This window comes from Anaerocolumna sedimenticola, from assembly GCF_009931695.1.
In the GTDB taxonomy this organism is placed as follows: domain Bacteria; phylum Bacillota; class Clostridia; order Lachnospirales; family Lachnospiraceae; genus Anaerocolumna; species Anaerocolumna sedimenticola.
On the sequence record NZ_CP048000.1, the window covers coordinates 1,898,391 to 1,917,047 of the forward strand.

The following is an 18,657-nucleotide window of genomic DNA, read 5'->3' on the forward strand; positions in this document are numbered from 1 at the left end:
ATACCATAATAGTCCTTAAATGATAAGGTGTATAAAATATAATACCATTCAATGAATTAATGATAAAAATCTGCTGCCCGGTTTGATAATTATTCTATCTTACGTTTTAAGGGATAATAGATATAATAGAGGAGTAGGTAATGAAGAAAAACTTTAATAGATACATTAAGGTAATAATTCTCATTAACGATTGTATTACAAATTAAGATAAGGAGAAGGATGAAAAAAATGAAAAAATCAGTAAAAAAAGTATTAGCTATGGTTCTTATTGGTATAATGTCAGTAAGTTTGATGTCGGGCTGCGGCAAAAAAGAAGATACCGGCAGTACTGCTTCTACCGATACGTCGGCGGAAAGCAGTACAAGCACAGCAGATGGTAAAACCTCCGATGTAAAAATGGAAAAAATCCGTGTATGGTCCTCTAATGCCCATGAAAAAGAACTGAGATTACAGCAGATTGAAAAATTCAACAACACAATTGGTAAAGAAAAAGGAATTGAAATCGAGTATACAGTTTATGGTTCAAACTGGATGGATGCTATGAAAGTTGCCGCTGCAGCAGGGGAAGCTCCGGAATTATTCCAGCCATCCGGACAATTTCTTTTAGATTTTGTTAACGCCGGTTATTTAGTCCCTGTCACGGATCTTCCCGGTGGTGACGAATTCGTTTCCCAATACGAAGGCAGTCTGGTAAACAATCAGCACATAATTAACGGAAAGGTATATACATTACCTTATAATTTAACAACTTTTAAATTTATCGTTAATGATGACTTATTCAAAAAAGCGGGAATTACCGAATATCCGAAAACCTGGGATGAAGTAAGAGAAGATGCAAAAATTATTACGGAAAAAGGTAACGGACAAGAATATGGCTGGATCTTAGGTTTACAGTCGAACTGGATGATAAGCAGTTATATTACCAGGCCAAATGCACAGAATGTAGGACATTTAGGCTTTAACTGGGAAACCATGAAATTTGATTATTCCGCATTTGCACCGGTTGTAGGAGCAATTAAAGGAATGGTTGATGACGGAAGTGTATTCCCCGGATTTGAAGGTTTGGATGCGGATGCCGCAAGAGCACAATTTGCAGAAGGAAGAGTTGGTATGATTGTAGGTGCAAGTTTTGATACGGCAGTTTACAACGAACAATTTCCTGCAAAATGCAACTGGAAAGTTATCCCTGTGCCATCCTATACGGAAGACGGTCCAAAATATAAGGAATTTGTTGACGCAACTTCCCTTTTAGGAGTAGGGGCAGCCGGTCTTGATAAGCCGGAGAAGACATTGGAAGTTATGAAATTCTTCTATTCCGATGAAAATATGGCTCAAATGTATGAACAATCCCTATACATTCCTTACAGACAGCAGGCCATTGATATGGCAAAATCACAACCGGCACAAAAAGGTTTTGCAGAATTCTCCGATGTACCGGAAAAGAACTTAATGTTACCATCCCCGGACTCTAACGTTACGGTTGAGGGGGATGCTTACAGAGAAACAATTATGAAATTCTTTGCCGGAGGTTTCGGTGACGAAGATGTAAAAGATGTTTTGGCAGACCTGGATAACCGTTATAATAAAGCATTAGGTGATCTGGACCCTGAACTATTAAAATCCTTTGAACTTACTCCTGAAGTATTGGCAAGTTTAAAGAAATAAAACGGATAAGCTAGCAAAGCAATCAAGTAAATGAATGATGTAAAGTTAAATTATTAAGGTAAGTACCAAAAAGTAGTAATATTCTGATTTTTATAGGATCCGATAATTGGTTTAAGTATGATATTATTTTTAAGCCGATTATCGGATATTAAATAGATATAGTGTCGAAAGCCGCTTGTATACAGGCAGGATTGCGAATGGAGGAGAATAATCATGAAAGTCACAATTCAGGAAAAACATGTGGATATCACAAAAGAAGTAGATGTGCTTATCGTAGGAGGCGGCCCGGCCGGTATTGGCGCTTCGGTTGCTGCTGCAAGAAGCGGCAGCAGTGTAATGCTTTTAGAAAAAAGAGGGTTTCTGGGTGGAAATATTACAGGAAGTTATGTTGAAAATTGTAACCATTTTTTCTTCGGAACTGATTTTAAAGCAGATGGTATTTATGCGGAAATTGAAACAAAATATTTTATGAAATATGGCAGATCCCACGATATAAGGATAAATTCTCCCATCCGGTTCAGCAGTGAATATTTAAAAGTATTCCTGGATGAATTCCTTACCAGTGAGGGAGTTGAAATAAAGTTTCATTCTTTTGTTAATGATGTAATAGTTGAAAATAACACAATTCAATGTGTAATCATACAGAGTAAAAAAGGTCCGTTAGCAATCAAAGCGAAAGTTGTCATAGACTGTACGGGAGACGGGGACGTGGCATTTAGTGCAGGAGTTCCTTTTGAACAGGGCAGGGATTTAGACGGATTATGCCAGCCCGGCACATTAAATTTCAGAATTGCCGGTGTAAACGTTAAAAAACTTACCGATGGCGGAGATAAGTTAAAAGAAATAGGAAAGAAATTTAAAGAAGATTACAGAGCTGGCAAGACCGGATTAAACTGTAAACGTCAGGATTTACCTTTTGGACGTCTTACTGCCGGAGGCCAGGTATCTTACATAAACTATCCCTGCTCCTATGGGATTGATCCTACGGATGTGGATGACCTTACAAAAGGTGAGATGGAATGCAGACAATATATCATGGAATTTTATGAATACGCGAAAACTCATTTTGAGGGGTTTGAAAATATTGAACTTGCTTCCATTGCAACAGAGATTGGTTTCAGGGACAGCAGAAGAATAAAAGGGTTATACCGCCTGACGAAGGAAGATATTGAAGCAGATACAAAATTTGAAGATGTAATCGCCGTATATCCTAAGTTTTACGACATGTTGGCACCGGATGCATTTATGGACGGGGACGGCAAAATGGAGGGGTTAGGTTATAAAGGACATATCTTTGTCCCTGTTGAAGGAGATAAATCCTATCGAATCCCTTTCAGAAGTTTAATACCGGTAAATATAGATAATCTACTGGTAGCCGGAAGATGTATCTCAGCAGACCATGTTGCGGAGAGTACCATTAGAGGAATCTCAGCATGTATGCTCACCGGGCAGGCAGCAGGCGGTGCGGCATCAATTGCCTGCAAGGATAAGGTTGCTCCTAAAGAAATTAATATTAAGGAACTGCAGGGTTTTCTTATCACTCAGGGTGTAAACTTACCAAAAGAAATATGATATGAAAGGATGCAACAGGTGTTGAGATGAAAGCAGATAAAGTTAAGTCTCTTAAGTTGGAACATAAAAAGCAGAAAGGCTTAAGTAAAGATTCGGTTCAGGCATTTTTGATGGTATTACCCATGCTAATTGGATTTTTTATTTTTACATATATACCGATTATTTATATCCTTCGTTACGCTTTTTATAAATATGATGGTTTTACAGCCGGTCAGTTTATAGGATTTGATAATTTTATTCGATTATTTATGAGAGATCCTGCATTTTGGAAATCATTAGCCAATACAATGATTTATGTAGGTAAGTTAATTATTGAAATACCGTTAGCTCTAATATTAGCAGTCCTTTTAAACCAGCGTTTAAAAGGAACGGGTTTTTTCAGAGTAATGTTATTTTTACCGTCTATTATGAGTACTGCTATCATAGGACTTATATTTTCCCTTATGTTTGCAGCATACCAGGGGGTAATCAACGGTATGCTTCAGGACATCGGTCTCATTACCAGACCTATTAACTGGTTCGGGAATAAATGGTCTGCCATGTCGGTTCTGATTATGGCCTCCGTATGGCAGTCAGTGGGAATTAACATGATATTTTTCCTGATGGCTCTACAGAACATACCAAAAGAATTATACGAATGTGCTAATATTGACGGTGCATCCGGCTTCAGAAGATTTTTCAGTATTACACTCCCAATGATAGCTCCTATTTTTCAAGTTGTGTTACTTATGGCCATCGTAGGAAGTATCAAGGTAAGTGATTTAGTTTTGGCTTCTACCAACGGACAACCCGCTGGACAGACGGAAGTAGTTATGACCTATGTATTTAAGTACTTTTTCGGTTATTCCGGACGGGCTGTGGAGATCGGTTATGCATCTGCGATGGCTATCATAACCGGCATTTTCCTTGGATTAATCACCTTGGTATATTTAAAGCTTAGTAAAAAAATGAAAGCAGAATAGGAGGAGAATTATGCCTGGAAGCCAAAAGAAAATAATGAGAAACACGGTTATATATTTCATATTGATTATTACATTAATTGTTGCAATATTTCCGGTATTTTACACATTTATGGCATCCTTTAAAGGTAATCTGGAAATACTCACAAGCGGTAATCGTATTATACCGAAGAAATTTGTACTGGACAATTATATCCAGGCCTGGAAATTGGGTAACTTCAGCAGATATACCTTTAACAGTGTATTTATGTCATTCTTTATCGTGACCGGTACCATTATATCCTGTACTGTATCCGGTTATGTTTTTGAGAGAGGAAAATTCTGGGGTAAAGAGATACTGTTTGCCATGGTTATATCCTCCATGTTTGTATCCCTTGGAAGTTTAACCTTATATCCGACCCTGATGATTGCCAAGGGATTTCATATGAACAGATCTTTATGGGGTGTTATCATCATCCGTGTATTAGGACTTAATGTTACTAACCTGTTTATTGCAAGAGGATTTATTAAAACAATCTCCAATGAAATTGATGAAGCTGCGAAGATTGACGGTTGTTCCTTTTTTGGTATTTACCGCCATATCATCTTCCCTTTATGTAAACCATTAATTGCTACCATTGGTATTCTGGAGTTCAGAGCTGCCTGGAATGATTACCTCATGCCGTTGGTTTTTACCTTGTCAAATCCGGAGAGAATGCCGTTAGTTGTTGGTGTAGTTAATTTAAAAAGTTCGGGGGAAGCAGCATCTTCCTGGAATCTGATGCTGGCTGGAACAGCGATTTCTATTGTACCTATGATATTAGTGTATATGATATTTAACCGTTACTTTATAGAAGGACTTACCAGCGGGTCCGTAAAAGGCTAAAACCTGTACTCTTACAACAGAAAAAGGGACAGTTGCGAAATACCAGGTTTATGGAACTTGTTTAAAATTGTAGCAAGGAATATAGTATCTGAATTTAGCGACTGCCCCTATTTATTATATCTGGGAAAATAAAGTGATAAATAATCAAGTAGATCGAGTAGTTTGCAAGGTAATAAATTTCAGAGAATCTGCTTTGATGATAAAAGAAAAACTTAAATATATAATATACAGAAAGGAAAATGATTATGAAAACCATAACAAACCCAATTTTAAAAGGATTCAATCCGGATCCCTCCATCTTAAGAGTCGGTGATGATTATTATATCGCTACTTCTACTTTCGAATGGTTTCCCGGGGTACAAATCCATCAATCCAAAGATCTCATTCACTGGAAATTAATTGCTAGGCCTCTTAACCGGATATCACAGCTGGATATGCGGGGGGCGGGAAGCTCTGAGGGTGTTTGGGCACCCTGCTTATCCTATGATAAAGGTACCTTTTATCTGATTTATACCGATGTAAAGCTATGGGGTTACGGAGGAGCAAGGGATTTACATAACTATATGGTGACAACTAAGGATATTACAGGAGATTGGTCCGAACCGATCTATCTAAACAGCAGCGGATTTGATCCCTCCCTGTTTCACGATGAAAACGGACGAAAATGGCTGGTGAATATGCTTTGGGATCACAGAAAAGGGAAAAACCGATTTGCCGGTATTATGCTGCAGGAATATTCTGCGGAGGAAAAAAAACTGGTCGGACAGGCGGTTAATATATTTAAAGGCACAGAATTAGGACTGGTGGAAGGACCTCATCTATATCAACGAAATGGATATTATTATTTATTAACGGCAGAGGGGGGACCCGTTATAAACATGCGGTTACCTTTGCAAGATCAAAGGAAATAACAGGACCATACGAAGTCCATCCTAACAACCCTATATTGACCTCCTGGAACGACCCGGCATTAGAATTGCAGAAAGCCGGTCATGGCAGTCTGGTGGAAACACAGAATGGGGAATGGTATATGGCACACCTGTGCGGAAGACCTTTGCCGTCCAGGGGACGGTGTGTTTTAGGAAGAGAAACCGCTATCCAGAAAATGATCTGGAGGGAAGATGACTGGATTTATTTAGAGGGGGGCGGTAATAATCCTAAAGTTACCGTACCGGCACCGGATTTAAATGAGGTTATCTGGACGGATATGAATACAAGAGATGATTTTAACAGTGAAGTTTTAAATATGCATTTCCAAAGTCTTAGGGTACCCCCTTTTGAGGATTCGTTATCTTTAAAGGAACGCCCCGGGTATTTAAGACTTAAGGGGCGGGAATCCTTAGGGTCTAAGTTTCATCAAAGTTTAATTGCCAGACGCCAGCAGGCTTTTAAGTATACTGCAATAACATCTCTGGAATTTAGCCCGGATTCTTTCCAGCAGATGGCGGGGTTAATTGCCATGTATGACATTAATAATTATTTTTATTTAAATATCACCTTTGACGAGGAAAAAGGCAAGGTATTAAGTATTACAACCTGTGACAACGGAAATTTTGATGAACCGGTTGCAGATAAGGTACCTCTGGGAGATTTCAATCCTTGTTATCTTAAAGTGGATGTAGATTATCATCTGCTTCAGTTTTATTATTCGACAGATGAAACAGACTGGATAAAGTTTGGACCCGTATTTGATGCCAGTATCCTGTCCGATGAGTATACGGAACCCAGCCGTTTTACCGGAGCATTTGTAGGATTATGCTGCCAGGATTTATCCGGACAGAGAAAACCTGCGGATTTTGATTTTTTTGATTACAGAGAGAGAGATTAGTTTTTAGTAACAAAAGAAGATTTAACTGACAAAAGTCCTCACAAATTATATCTATATAAGCTCGTATGCATTCAATATATTATATTGGACTTTTGATACTCAAATCATAATATAAAATACGGAGGATAAATAAGATGAGGAATCATAAACAATTAATAGAAGGAGTAACGGCTTTAAGACCTGAGTTTAAGGAAAAGAAAATGGAAACCAGGTCTAAAAAGCAAAACAGCGGACCAGGAAAATTTGGTATTCGTACGAAACTGATAATTGGATTTATTATACCGGTATTATTTATTTTACTGCTTGGTCTTATATCCTATACGAAAGCCTCCCAGGGTTTAATAGCCAACTATGAGCAGGCTACGAAAAAAACAATTGATATGACAGCCAATTATATCGGTTTCGGGCTGAATTCTGCAGATGCGGTTGCACTGCAATATACAGTAGATAAGGATATATCCGGTTATGCCCTGGGTCTTTATAATTCCAAACCTTTGGAAATGTCAAATTTAATGACATCAGTAAATAATGATATGATGGCAAAAGCAATGTCGGAACAATTTATAGAAAGCATTCAGATTATAACCAGAAGTGATGTCAAGATATTTTCCAGTAAAAATAAAAACATGGATGGGTTTTACGATGAGCTGTTAAAGGAAAAGGAAGGGGAGTATCTAAACAATACGGAAAAGAAGTCTTACTGGATTGGGGAACATTCCTTTACGGACAGTAAGTTAGGAACCACCAAAGAAGATTATTCCTTATCTTTATTAAAGAATTTCGAAGCAAAAAATGCCTGTGTCATTATTGATATCAAATCTAAAACAATTGATTCTATATTAAAAGGTTTGGATCTTGGTAAAAACAGTTTAGTGGGATTGATTACAGCGGATGGAAGAGAAATTTTATTAAACAGTACGGATAAAAATAATCAGGACTTTAAATTCAGTTCGGAAAGTTATTTTAAGAAAAGTGTAAAAGCAAAAGAGGCAAGTGGATCCGAATATGTAACCTACAAATCGGAAGAGTATCTGTATCTATACAGTAAAGTCGGTGATACAGGTGTAATCATCAGCGCCCTGATTCCGAAAGCCTATATTATGAAGCAGGCAAATGATATTAAATATAGTACGGTTATATTAGTTGCTTTAGCTTGTATCGCTGCGATCATTACGGGTACCTATCTCTCAACAGGAATCAGTAACTGCATACAAAGTATCACAAAAAAATTAAAACAGATCTCGGAAGGGGATTTAACCGTTACAGTCACAGTAAAACGAAAGGATGAGTTTGCGGTTTTAGCTAATAATATAACGGACATGTTAGGTAATATGCGCGGACTGATACAGAAAGTTGCCCGGGTCAGCCGCTTAGTTTCCGATTCGGCTCGTAATGTAAAGGAAACCTCTAAAGCCATAGCAGGTACAAGTACCAATATTTCTTCAGCTATTAATGAAATCGGTCATGGTATTTCCGGCCAGGCAGAGGATTCTCAGAGCTGCTTGATGCAAATGGATGAGTTATCACAAAAAATTACCGTGGTGAATGAAAATATCGGCGAAATCCAAAGAGTTACGAATGATACAAAACAAAGAATTACGAAAGGTATCACAACAATGGAGGAACTGACAAAGCAGTCGGAAGCTACCAATAACATTACTAAATATGTGGTGGATAATATAACTGCGTTAGAGGCGAAATCAAATTCCATTAAGCAGATAATTAAAGTCATTAATGAAATTGCTGACCAGACCAGCTTGCTTTCCCTGAATGCTTCCATTGAAGCGGCAAGAGCAGGCGAAGCCGGAAGAGGGTTTGCAGTGGTAGCAGATGAAATAAGGAAATTAGCAGATGGGTCGATACAGGCCGCCAATGAAATTAAAAGAGTTGTGGAGGAAATTATAACACAGACTACGGACACGGTTACTACGGCAAAAAGAGCAGAAAATATTGTGGCCAGACAGGATGACATTGTAAATACAACCATCAGCTCTTTTAGAAACATGAGTATTGGTGTGGAACGTTTGATTAATAACCTGGAAGTAATTGAACAAAATATTAAAAATATGGAGGGAGCAAGAGAAGGAACCTTAAGTGCAGTTGAAAGCATTTCCGCTATATCTGAGGAAACTCTGGCAGCTTCTTACTCCGTGGATGAAACCGTTGAACTGCAGAACAACTCCGTAGATGCATTGGAAAATGCATCTGTAGTATTAAATGAAAATGCAGTGGAATTAGATGCAGCTATAAATTTATTTCGAATCTGATATAGAGATTAAGCAGTATGCATAATCTCTGTGCATCCTTTGTTACTGTCCAGTTGTAAGGCTGAACGGTAACATTTTTAATTTCCGCGAAAGCAAAGTGAGAATTAGCAAGCTTGCTTGCAATAATTCGAACGCGCACGCGAACCGAAGAAACTCGCAAAGCGTGTTTCTTCCGGTTTCTGCCTGCCTGATTAGGCTTGACAGAACCTGGTACATAGATTATATTATAACCTATATAAACCTGAAATTTGCTATATAGTTTTTTTAAACAAATCAAAGCAGGTAACATAGTGAAAGATAATAAATAGAAAATAGATTATAATAGGAGCAGGGATAAACATGAACAGAGTAAGAACCAGATATGCACCGAGTCCAACCGGCAGAATGCACGTAGGAAATTTAAGAACAGCATTATATGAATACCTGATTGCAAAACATGAGGGCGGAGATTTTCTTCTTAGAATAGAAGATACCGACCAGGAAAGATTTGTAGAAGGTGCGACTGAAATTATATATAATACTTTAAAATTAACCGGATTGATCCATGACGAAGGCCCGGATAAGGACGGCGGCTGCGGACCATACGTACAAAGTGAACGTCAGGCTACCGGAATCTATATGGAATATGCCAAACAATTAATTGAAAAAGGGGAAGCTTATTACTGCTTCTGTACAAAAGAAAGATTAAGCACCCTTAAGAGTGTAGTTTCGGAAGAAGAGGATAAAGAGATTGTAAAATATGATAAACATTGTTTACATTTATCCCAAGAAGAGATTGAGGCAAACCTCACAGCAGGTATTCCTTATGTTATCCGTCAGAATATCCCGTTGGAGGGTACGACTACTTTTCATGATGCCATATACGGTGATATTACGGTAGACAATGCAGAATTAGATGATATGATTTTAATAAAATCAGATGGTTTCCCCACCTATAATTTTGCCAATGTAGTAGATGACCATTTAATGTCCATTACCCATGTTGTACGAGGTAATGAATATCTTTCCTCATCACCGAAATATACCAGGCTTTATCATGCGTTTGGCTGGGAAGAGCCAATCTATGTACACTGTCCGTTGATTACCAACGAGGAGCATAAAAAATTATCCAAACGAAGCGGACATTCCTCATTTGAAGATTTATTGGAGCAGGGATTTGTTACGGAGGCAATCGTTAATTTCATTGCATTGCTTGGTTGGAGTTCCGGTACAAATGAAGAGATTTTTTCCTTAGAGGAATTAGTAAAAGAATTTGACTACCACCATATTAATAAATCTCCGGCGGTTTTTGATATGGCAAAACTTAGATGGATGAACAGCGAATATATTAAAAAGATGGACAATGAGTCTTATTATGAACTTGCAATTCCTTATATCCGCGAAGTAATCCATAAAGATCTGGAGTTAAAGAAGATTGCTGATTTAGTAAAGTCAAGAATAGAAACATTCCTAGATATAAAAGATATGATTGATTTCTTTGAGGAAATGCCTGAATATGACACTTCCATGTATACTCATAAGAAAATGAAAACCGACGAAGAAATTTCTTTAAATATCCTCAAAGAACAATTACCTTTATTAGAGGCACTTGATGATTATTCTGTTGCCGGAATTGAAGAAGTAATCATGGGATATATCAAAGAAAAAGGTATTAAAAACGGTATGGGCTTATGGCCGGTCAGAACAGCGGTATCCGGTAAACAGTCCACACCCGGAGGTGCTTATGAAATCATGAATATCATTGGCAAAGAGGAAAGTATCCGTCGTATTAAGCTTGCAATTGATAAATTAAGTAACAGGTAATGAACCTATGGATATTAATCAGTCACAATTAAATGCGATTCATCATAACAAAGGGCCTATGCTGGTATTAGCTGGGCCCGGTTCCGGTAAAACCCTGGTAATTACCAAAAGAACGGAATATCTGATAAATGAGTGCGGGGTTAACCCGCAGAATATTCTGGTAATTACTTTTACCAAGGCAGCGGCCGAGGAAATGAAAGAACGGTTTTACCGATTAACTGGAGGCAGGGGACAAGGTGTTAACTTTGGAACTTTTCATGCCGTATTTTTTACCATTTTAAAATATGCTTATCATTATAGTGCTGCTAACATTATTAGAGATGATCAGAAAAATCAATTCTTCCGGGAAATAATCGAACATCTGGATATGGAAATCGAAGATGAGAAAGAATTTATAATAAACATAACCTCCGAAATCAGCCTGATCAAAGGCGAGAGAATGAATTTAGAGCACTATTATTCCATAAACTGTTCTGAAGAAATATTCAAGAAAATCTATCAATCTTATGAAAGCAAGCTCCGTAAAGCAAATTTAATTGATTTTGATGACATGCTGGTTTTATGTTATGAGCTTTTTAAGGAGCGGGCAGATATCCTGGCTATCTGGCAGAAAAAGTTTCAGTATATCTTAATTGACGAATTCCAAGATATTAATAAAGTACAATATGATATTATAAGGCTTTTGGCATTGCCGGAAAATAATTTATTCATCGTGGGTGACGACGACCAGTCGATTTACCGTTTTCGTGGGGCAAAACCGGAAATCATGCTGAACTTTGATAAAGATTATCCGGAGGGTAAACGGGTTCTGCTGGATGTGAATTACCGTTCCACTGAAAAGATTGTGGAATGTGCGGCCAGGCTTGTAAAAAATAATACGAAACGGTTTCCTAAGAATATCCATGCCAATAGACAGGGCGGGCAGGAGGTTATAATTAAAACCTTTAAAGAATTAAAAGAACAAAACAGCCTGGTAGTTGCAAATATACTGCAATATTATAAGATAGGGATTCCGTTTTCCGATATGGCTATCCTCTTTCGCACCAATACCCAGCCCAGAGCATTAATTGATAAATTAATGGAATATAACGTTCCTTTTCAGATGAGAGATATGATACCGAATTTATATGACCATTGGATATCGGTTAACGTCATAACCTATATGAAATTAGCCATGGGTTACCGGGACAGATCTTATTTTTTACAAATAGCGAACCGGCCGAAGCGTTATTTAAACCGGGAATGCTTTGTGGAACCTAAGGTTGATTTCGTAAAGTTACGGGAATACTATGGGGATAAAGAATGGATGTTAGACCGGATTGATAAATTGGAATATGATCTGGAATTTTTAAAGAATATGAGCCCTTTTGCAGCCATTAATTATATCAGAAAAGGTATCGGATATGAGGATTATCTTACGGAATATGCAGCGTTTCGAAGAATCAAAGCAGAAGAGTTAATTGATACTTTAAATGAATTGCAGGATTCTGCAAGGGAATTTAAAACATATGAAGAGTGGTTTCGCCATATAGAAGAGTATCAGGTGGAATTAAAAAAGCAGGTTCAAAACCAGAAGCAGGATAAAAACAGTGTAGCTTTGGTTACCATGCATGGCTCTAAAGGATTGGAATATAAAGTTGTTTTTATTGTTGACGCTAATGAAGGCATTACCCCCATCGGAAAGCCATGCTGGAAGCGGATATGGAGGAAGAGAGAAGACTATTTTATGTGGCAGTTACCAGAGCCAAGGAATATCTTCATATTTACTCCGTAAAGGAAAGATATAATAAAGAATTATCCTGTTCCAGATTTGTTGGAGAGATGTTATTGGACCGGGAAAGCTTAAAAGCCGGAACTAAAATAGAACATAAATCCTATGGTGTCGGAACGATTAAGGCCAATAACCAGGGAAAGCTGACTATTTATTTTGATGAATTAAAAAAAGAAAGAATACTGGATTTAGAATACTGCATCCAAAATAAACTTCTAACTGTAAAAGAGTAAAATTTACTTAAATATTTACCGGTTTTTTGCTTACTTATCTGCCAGTTATAAAAATTTTAATCGTTTAACATTTCACATTTCATTTACATGAATCGTTTTACCACTTATTGTAATAACAGAACATATGTGCTATAATATATAATATGTAAAGCATTAAATATAAAATAGAACAATCTATGATAAGGGGAAAAAATTATGGACTTTTATGAAGCGGTGAAGAACAGAAGGACGGTCAGGGATTTTAAACCGGAACCGGTGGATATGAAAGTAATAAAGAGAATTCTGGAAGCAGGGCTTAAGGCTCCGACTAATGATCATTTACGGAATTGGGAATTTGTTGTGTTAAATGATAAAACTGAAATAGAAAAAGTACTAAAGAAGATTCCTAAAAAGGTTTCCGGGAAACGATTGGATTTTATTATGAACTCTATGAGGCTTAAGGATGAGTGTCAGCAGAAGATGTATTATGATGCAATTCCAAAACAATTTTCCATGTTATTTGAAAGTGGGTGTCTGATATTGCCTTTTTTTAAACAGAAGTCCCCTCTTTTAGCACCCAAAACCTTAAGTTCACTGAATGGATTTGCCTCAATATGGTGCTGTATAGAGAACATTTTTTTAGCAGCCGCGGCAGAAGGACTGGCTTGTTCCATGCGGATTCCCATGGCCGCAGAGACAGAATATCTGGCAGAAGTTATCGGTAATCCGAAAGATTATATTATGCCATGTTTTTTGTCTATTGGATATCCGGCTGAGGATGCTGTTACGATAAAACAGAAAGAGGTTAATATAGAAGAAAAGATACATATAAACCATTGGTAATTGCTCTGATGGGAGTCAGTTATATGAAAATTAAGAGTATAAGCAATATAACACTTAAAAAGCGTATTCGTTGTTCACGGATAGGTGTTATTAAACGGTATAAAAAAGGCAGAAAGAAATTAAACGGAGGCTTATAACAGAAAAACCCACCAGTTAAGTGCTGGTGGGTCTGATTCAATATATTCGCCTGTTTCACGAATATTAATTTTCATCGTCCTCTTCGTCCTCATCAAACATATCATCAAATTCTTCACTGTCCATTAACTCGTCAAAAGCATCGGATACAGCTTCAAATTCATCATCATCTTCAATATTGAGTAATTCAATTTCATCATTTTCATGTTCAATGAACTGATATAAGAAAATTTCTCCGTCTTCTTCATCTTCTCTTTCAGCAGGAACAAGTGCAATATAATCTTTCTCTCCAACTGGGAATATACATAAAACTTCACATTCTAAATCTGTACCATCATCCAGTGTTAAAGTTACATTCATATGATCATGATCATGTTCGTGGTCATGTCCGCAACCGCAACCGTCACCACAGCCGCAATCGTGTTCGTGTTCGCTCATTGTAATATACCTCTCTTTCAGTAAGCCTATGAATAGGATTCCTATACCGGCAAATAATATTATGGCAATAAAATGGTGATTCCATTCCATTGTTTCATACAATTTGACTTTAACAGATAAACCGTTAAATTGCAAGGTAAATCTATCCATAAAAATAAATTATTTTTGATAAAAATATATTGACTTTATATAAAAATAGAATAAAATATACAATAGATTTGACAAGAGAATCATGTATTTATGGCTATTCACATTGTATTTGTGACAATTTAAGTCACAACGGTTCTTACGAACCGATGCACACAAATATGCAAAAAGCGCATATATTGGCGCTGACTAACTCAAAATCCGATGGATTTCTTGAGGTAACTGCATAGTTGCTTGTATTTAACCTAGTAAGAGAGGAGAACATTCAGTGGCTACAACCAATGCTAATGATAGCAGACCAAGAGATAATCGTGGCAATGCCAGATTAAACGATAACCACAGGCCAGGAACTAGTCGTGAAACCGGAATGACCGGGCAAGGAAACAGAGACAACAAACCTTTTAATCGAGAGAATAAACCCTATAATAAAGATAACAAATCGAGTAATTCTTACAGTAGGGAAAATAAACCTTATAATAAAGATTCTAAGCCTTATGGCAGAAAAGACAGCAACGATACCAGAACAACGGGCAGCTATAATAATAGAACCAGGAATCTAAAAGGTGGCGGTTACAATAAGGATAATGATTATGACAACGACAATAAGTACGGCAAAGGCTATAGCAGTGGAAAAGACCAACGAATGGGTGACTCCAGATCAAGAACATCCCCAAATAAGGAGAAAGAACAACAGCCGGACAAATTCGAAACAATCAAACGTCTGGAAAGAGAAAAGAAGGCAATACAAAAGAAAAGCCAGGAGATTAATAAAAAATCGGAACGACCGAACAAACCTCAGCTTAAGCATAGACGAACGAATAATATAGACTGGACGAAAGGTTATGCAAATGGCCGGTACGGGGATGATGATGAAGATTATACGGAATTTATGTAACCCGGTTTTTTATTAAAATATAACATAAAAAACAGGCATCTGAAATGGAAATCATGGAAGGTGCCTTATTTAAGTGATTGCGAAACCATTTACCGGATTTATAAATAATATAGGGGAAATTTACATGGAAAAGGATAACGGAGATAAAATAAAAATATCTGTAAGAAATCTGGTTGAATTCATTCTGCGTTCCGGTGATCTTGATAATCGGACAGGCGGAAGAAGGGATACGGATGCGATGCAGGAAGGAAGCAGAATCCATCGGAAAATACAAAAGCAGATGGGTTCTGAATATAGTGCGGAATTTCCATTAAGCATTACCGTACCCCTCACTCGCGAAGACATAACTTTTGAGCTGTGCGTGGAGGGGAGAGCGGATGGTATTATCAGCAGAACTGACGAGGATCCCTCTATTGTTATTGACGAAATAAAGGGTGTATATATGGAGCTGAGTCATCTGGAAGAACCTGTACCCGTACACCGGGCACAGGCTATGTGTTATGCCTATATTTATGCCAGGTTGTATGAACATAATAAAATAGGCATAAGGCTGACTTACTGCAATCTGGAATCGGAAAATCTTAAGTATTTTCATGAAACCTTTACTTATGAACAGTTGGATAACTGGTTCTCGAATCTGATAGACGAATATGGCAAATGGGCAGCCTGGCAGATACGATGGAACAGTACACGAAATGACAGCATAAAAACCTTAGAGTTTCCTTTTCCATACAGGCATGGGCAAAAAGAACTGGTCACAAACGTGTATAAGACTATAATGCGGGATAAAAGGCTGTTTATTGAAGCCCCTACCGGTGTGGGAAAGACCATATCAACTATATTTCCAACAATAAAAGCTATGGGTGAGGGGCTGGCTAGTAAGATATTTTACCTGACGGCAAAAACGATTACGAGGACGGTAGCGGAAGAAACTTTCCAGAAGTTAAAAGAAAACGGTCTTTTAAGTAAATCAGTTACCATAACGGCAAAAGAAAAAATCTGTATCCTTGATAAATCGGATTGTAACCCTGTATCCTGTGAAAGGGCCAAAGGCCATTATGACAGGGTAAACGATGCGGTTTATGATTTATTAATAAACGAAAATGATATTTCCAGAGATTTAATCTTAAATTATGCAAAAAAACACAAAGTATGCCCGTTTGAGATGTGTCTGGATGTAACTACCTGGGCGGATGCTGTCATATGCGATTACAATTATGTTTTTGATCCCAATGTTTATCTCAGACGTTTTTTTCTTGGGGAGAAGAAAAATGATTATATCTTTTTAATCGATGAGTCACATAATCTGGTTGACCGAGCCAGGGAGATGTATAGTGCGGTATTATATAAAAAACAATTTTTATCGGTAAAGAAAATAGTTAAAACCATAGAAACAAGTAATCATATATCCAAACCTTATAATGGTCCCAAATTAGAAAAACGGCTGGAAGCCTGTAACAGCGATTTACTTAAGTTAAAAAGAAACTGTGATAATTGCACCGTTATCGATGACATAACTGATTTTGTACTTCATCTCATGCGGCTTATGACCGAATATGAAGAGTATTTAACTGAATTCTCGGATTCGGAGGGAAAGGATGAGATTCTTGGTTTGTTTATGGATATCCGCCATTTTCTTAGTATTTATGAAATTTACAGCGATAAATATATAACCTATACCGATTACGACGAGCAGGGTGAATTCCGAATAAAATTATTATGTATGGATCCATCGGATAATCTAAAAACCTGCCTTGAGAAAGGGAAGAGTGCGGTCTTTTTTTCTGCCACCCTGTTACCTATCCTGTATTATAAAGAGCAATTGGGGGAAGAGAGGAAGATTATGCGGTTTATGCCCCATCTCCGTTTCCATCAGAAAATCGGCTTCTAATGATAGGCTGTGATGTAAGTACGAAATATAGCAGACGTAATAAGGATGAATACGAAAAGATAGTAGAATACCTTATAGCTTTTACCGGTGTCAAGAAAGGAAATTATATGGTTTTCTTTCCGTCCTATCAAATGTTAAATCAAGTTGCTGAACTTGCAGAGGGAAAGTTAGAAGGAATGGTAATCCAGACAAATAATATGACAGAAATTGAGAAAGAAGAATTTTTACTGGACTTTACCCTGGAACCGGATAAAAGCAGAATTGGTTTTTGCGTAATGGGAGGTATTTTCAGTGAGGGAATTGATTTGAAAAATGACCGTTTAATCGGTGCGGTTATCGTTGGTACCGGTCTTCCCATGGTAGGAAATGAAAGAGAACTATTCCGTAAATATTATGATAACCGGAATGGCAGGGGGTTTGATTATGCTTATTTATATCAGGGAATGAATAAGGTATTGCAATCCGCCGGAAGAGTCATAAGAACCATGGATGACAGAGGCGCTATACTGTTATTGGACGAAAGGTTCCGGCAAACTCAATACTCTGGTTTGTTCCCCAGAGAATGGTACCCTAATATCTTGGTTAATGCTAATACAATGGAAGCGGAACTTAAGAATTTTTGGAATTCTTAAATTCCGCCTGATAAAAGTTTAGTTTAAAGATTTAGAAATGAATGGAACTTCCATAAAAGTGATAATGGGGCCGTTTATACAGGAAGTCTTCATCAGTAATGGTACGATAAACCTGATTTACGATATGATAAAGGATTGTACCGATAAAACCTCCCAGTAATCCTAAAAGGACATCATCTATATCGCTTTTGCCAAGAAGAAAAGCCCATTGCAAAATTTCTACAACGAAAGGGAGAAGCAAAAGTGCAAAAAATCGCAGCAGCCGGTTTTGATAACGTAACAGTAAAGCTGTATAAAATCCGAAAGGAATAAACAGTACGATACACATAGCAAAATATTTTATTAAGTCTGCCAGTGTAAAATACCCGGATATATGATCTTCAATTAAGGTTGCCAAAGATAAAAGCGGGACATAATTAATGGATTTTATATCGGTATAATAAGAAATAAAAGAATTATTTCTTAAAAAAAGAAAAATTATAAGAACGGCTATATAGAAAATCAGGAAAACAATATTGGTATTTCGATAAAAAACATTAAAATCCGTATACTTAAGCGAGCTGTCCGCTAAATTGCGTATCATACAATATACAAGAGGAAGAAACCAGTCAATTATGATGAATAAAAATAAATCGGGATGAAAAGACAAAATGGAATCTTTACTGTCCACGTAGGAAAGCAGTATGATAATAGTGCATAAGAAAATATTCAGTAAAGTATAACTGAAACAAACC

Annotated in this window: 11 protein-coding genes and 3 pseudogenes; 12 read left to right on the top strand and 2 right to left on the bottom strand. The window is 37.2% G+C overall.

The features are described from left to right. Positions 1 to 228: 228 nt before the first annotated feature. The 10 genes and pseudogenes from Ana3638_RS08480 (at position 229) to Ana3638_RS08520 (ending at position 13,785) form a co-directional block, all read left to right on the top strand. Positions 229 to 1,665 carry an ABC transporter substrate-binding protein gene (locus tag Ana3638_RS08480; protein ID WP_161837634.1) on the top strand — a complete coding sequence of 479 codons (1,437 nt, stop codon included), beginning with the start codon at positions 229 to 231 and terminating at the stop codon, positions 1,663 to 1,665. A 213-nt stretch (positions 1,666 to 1,878) separates the two neighbouring features. Beyond that, on the top strand, positions 1,879 to 3,237 hold the full coding sequence (locus Ana3638_RS08485) for an FAD-dependent oxidoreductase (protein WP_161837635.1): 1,359 nt from the start codon (positions 1,879 to 1,881) through the stop codon (positions 3,235 to 3,237). 26 nt (positions 3,238 to 3,263) lie between these two features. Then, the gene (locus tag Ana3638_RS08490) at positions 3,264 to 4,199 is read left to right on the top strand and encodes a carbohydrate ABC transporter permease (protein WP_161837636.1); all 936 of its coding nucleotides are present in this window, start codon (positions 3,264 to 3,266) and stop codon (positions 4,197 to 4,199) included. A gap of 10 nt (positions 4,200 to 4,209) precedes the next feature. Then, complete coding sequence (locus Ana3638_RS08495) at positions 4,210 to 5,061, top strand: carbohydrate ABC transporter permease (RefSeq protein ID WP_246240907.1); 852 nt, start codon at positions 4,210 to 4,212, stop codon at positions 5,059 to 5,061. 245 nt (positions 5,062 to 5,306) lie between these two features. Next, positions 5,307 to 6,133, top strand: a pseudogene (locus Ana3638_RS26130) (glycoside hydrolase family 43 protein); the annotation flags it as partial. A gap of 174 nt (positions 6,134 to 6,307) precedes the next feature. Then, entirely contained in the window at positions 6,308 to 6,889 is a 582-nt protein-coding gene (locus Ana3638_RS26135) for a beta-xylosidase family glycoside hydrolase (protein ID WP_334297136.1), read from the top strand. A 134-nt stretch (positions 6,890 to 7,023) separates the two neighbouring features. Next, positions 7,024 to 9,156 carry a methyl-accepting chemotaxis protein gene (locus Ana3638_RS08505; protein WP_161837637.1) on the top strand — a complete coding sequence of 711 codons (2,133 nt, stop codon included), beginning with the start codon at positions 7,024 to 7,026 and terminating at the stop codon, positions 9,154 to 9,156. A gap of 339 nt (positions 9,157 to 9,495) precedes the next feature. Then, positions 9,496 to 10,959, top strand: a complete 1,464-nt coding sequence (gene gltX / locus Ana3638_RS08510; protein ID WP_161837638.1) for a glutamate--tRNA ligase — start codon at positions 9,496 to 9,498, stop codon at positions 10,957 to 10,959. 7 nt (positions 10,960 to 10,966) lie between these two features. After that, a pseudogene (locus Ana3638_RS08515) lies at positions 10,967 to 12,963 on the top strand (ATP-dependent helicase). Positions 12,964 to 13,158: 195 nt separating this feature from the next. Next, positions 13,159 to 13,785 carry a nitroreductase family protein gene (locus Ana3638_RS08520; protein ID WP_161837639.1) on the top strand — a complete coding sequence of 209 codons (627 nt, stop codon included), beginning with the start codon at positions 13,159 to 13,161 and terminating at the stop codon, positions 13,783 to 13,785. Between the two features lie 201 nt (positions 13,786 to 13,986). On the opposite strand, the gene Ana3638_RS08525 is transcribed toward Ana3638_RS08520, so the two are convergent. Then, positions 13,987 to 14,358: a DUF1292 domain-containing protein gene (locus Ana3638_RS08525; protein WP_161837640.1), complete on the bottom strand. Its 372-nt coding sequence runs from the start codon at positions 14,356 to 14,358 to the stop codon at positions 13,987 to 13,989. A 415-nt stretch (positions 14,359 to 14,773) separates the two neighbouring features. Here Ana3638_RS08525 and Ana3638_RS08530 point away from each other — a divergent pair, with 415 nt between their 5' ends. After that, on the top strand, positions 14,774 to 15,400 hold the full coding sequence (locus Ana3638_RS08530) for a hypothetical protein (protein WP_161837641.1): 627 nt from the start codon (positions 14,774 to 14,776) through the stop codon (positions 15,398 to 15,400). Positions 15,401 to 15,524: 124 nt separating this feature from the next. Further along, positions 15,525 to 17,923: pseudogene (locus Ana3638_RS08535) on the top strand (ATP-dependent DNA helicase). A 31-nt stretch (positions 17,924 to 17,954) separates the two neighbouring features. Here the strand turns inward: Ana3638_RS08535 and Ana3638_RS08540 are convergent. Beyond that, entirely contained in the window at positions 17,955 to 18,593 is a 639-nt protein-coding gene (locus Ana3638_RS08540; RefSeq protein WP_161837642.1) for a VanZ family protein, read from the bottom strand. Positions 18,594 to 18,657: the final 64 nt, after the last annotated feature.

Excerpts from the sequence above, each read along its gene's own strand:
- Ana3638_RS08480 (WP_161837634.1), top strand. The coding sequence starts at position 229 with ATGAAAAAATCAGTAAAAAAAGTATTAGCTATGGTTCTTATTGGTATA.
- Ana3638_RS08485 (WP_161837635.1), top strand. The coding sequence starts at position 1,879 with ATGAAAGTCACAATTCAGGAAAAACATGTGGATATCACAAAAGAAGTA.
- Ana3638_RS08490 (WP_161837636.1), top strand. The coding sequence starts at position 3,264 with ATGAAAGCAGATAAAGTTAAGTCTCTTAAGTTGGAACATAAAAAGCAG.
- Ana3638_RS08495 (WP_246240907.1), top strand. The coding sequence starts at position 4,210 with ATGCCTGGAAGCCAAAAGAAAATAATGAGAAACACGGTTATATATTTC.
- Ana3638_RS26135 (WP_334297136.1), top strand. The coding sequence starts at position 6,308 with ATGCATTTCCAAAGTCTTAGGGTACCCCCTTTTGAGGATTCGTTATCT.
- Ana3638_RS08505 (WP_161837637.1), top strand. The coding sequence starts at position 7,024 with ATGAGGAATCATAAACAATTAATAGAAGGAGTAACGGCTTTAAGACCT.
- gltX (WP_161837638.1), top strand. The coding sequence starts at position 9,496 with ATGAACAGAGTAAGAACCAGATATGCACCGAGTCCAACCGGCAGAATG.
- Ana3638_RS08520 (WP_161837639.1), top strand. The coding sequence starts at position 13,159 with ATGGACTTTTATGAAGCGGTGAAGAACAGAAGGACGGTCAGGGATTTT.
- Ana3638_RS08525 (WP_161837640.1), bottom strand. The coding sequence starts at position 14,358 with ATGAGCGAACACGAACACGATTGCGGCTGTGGTGACGGTTGCGGTTGC.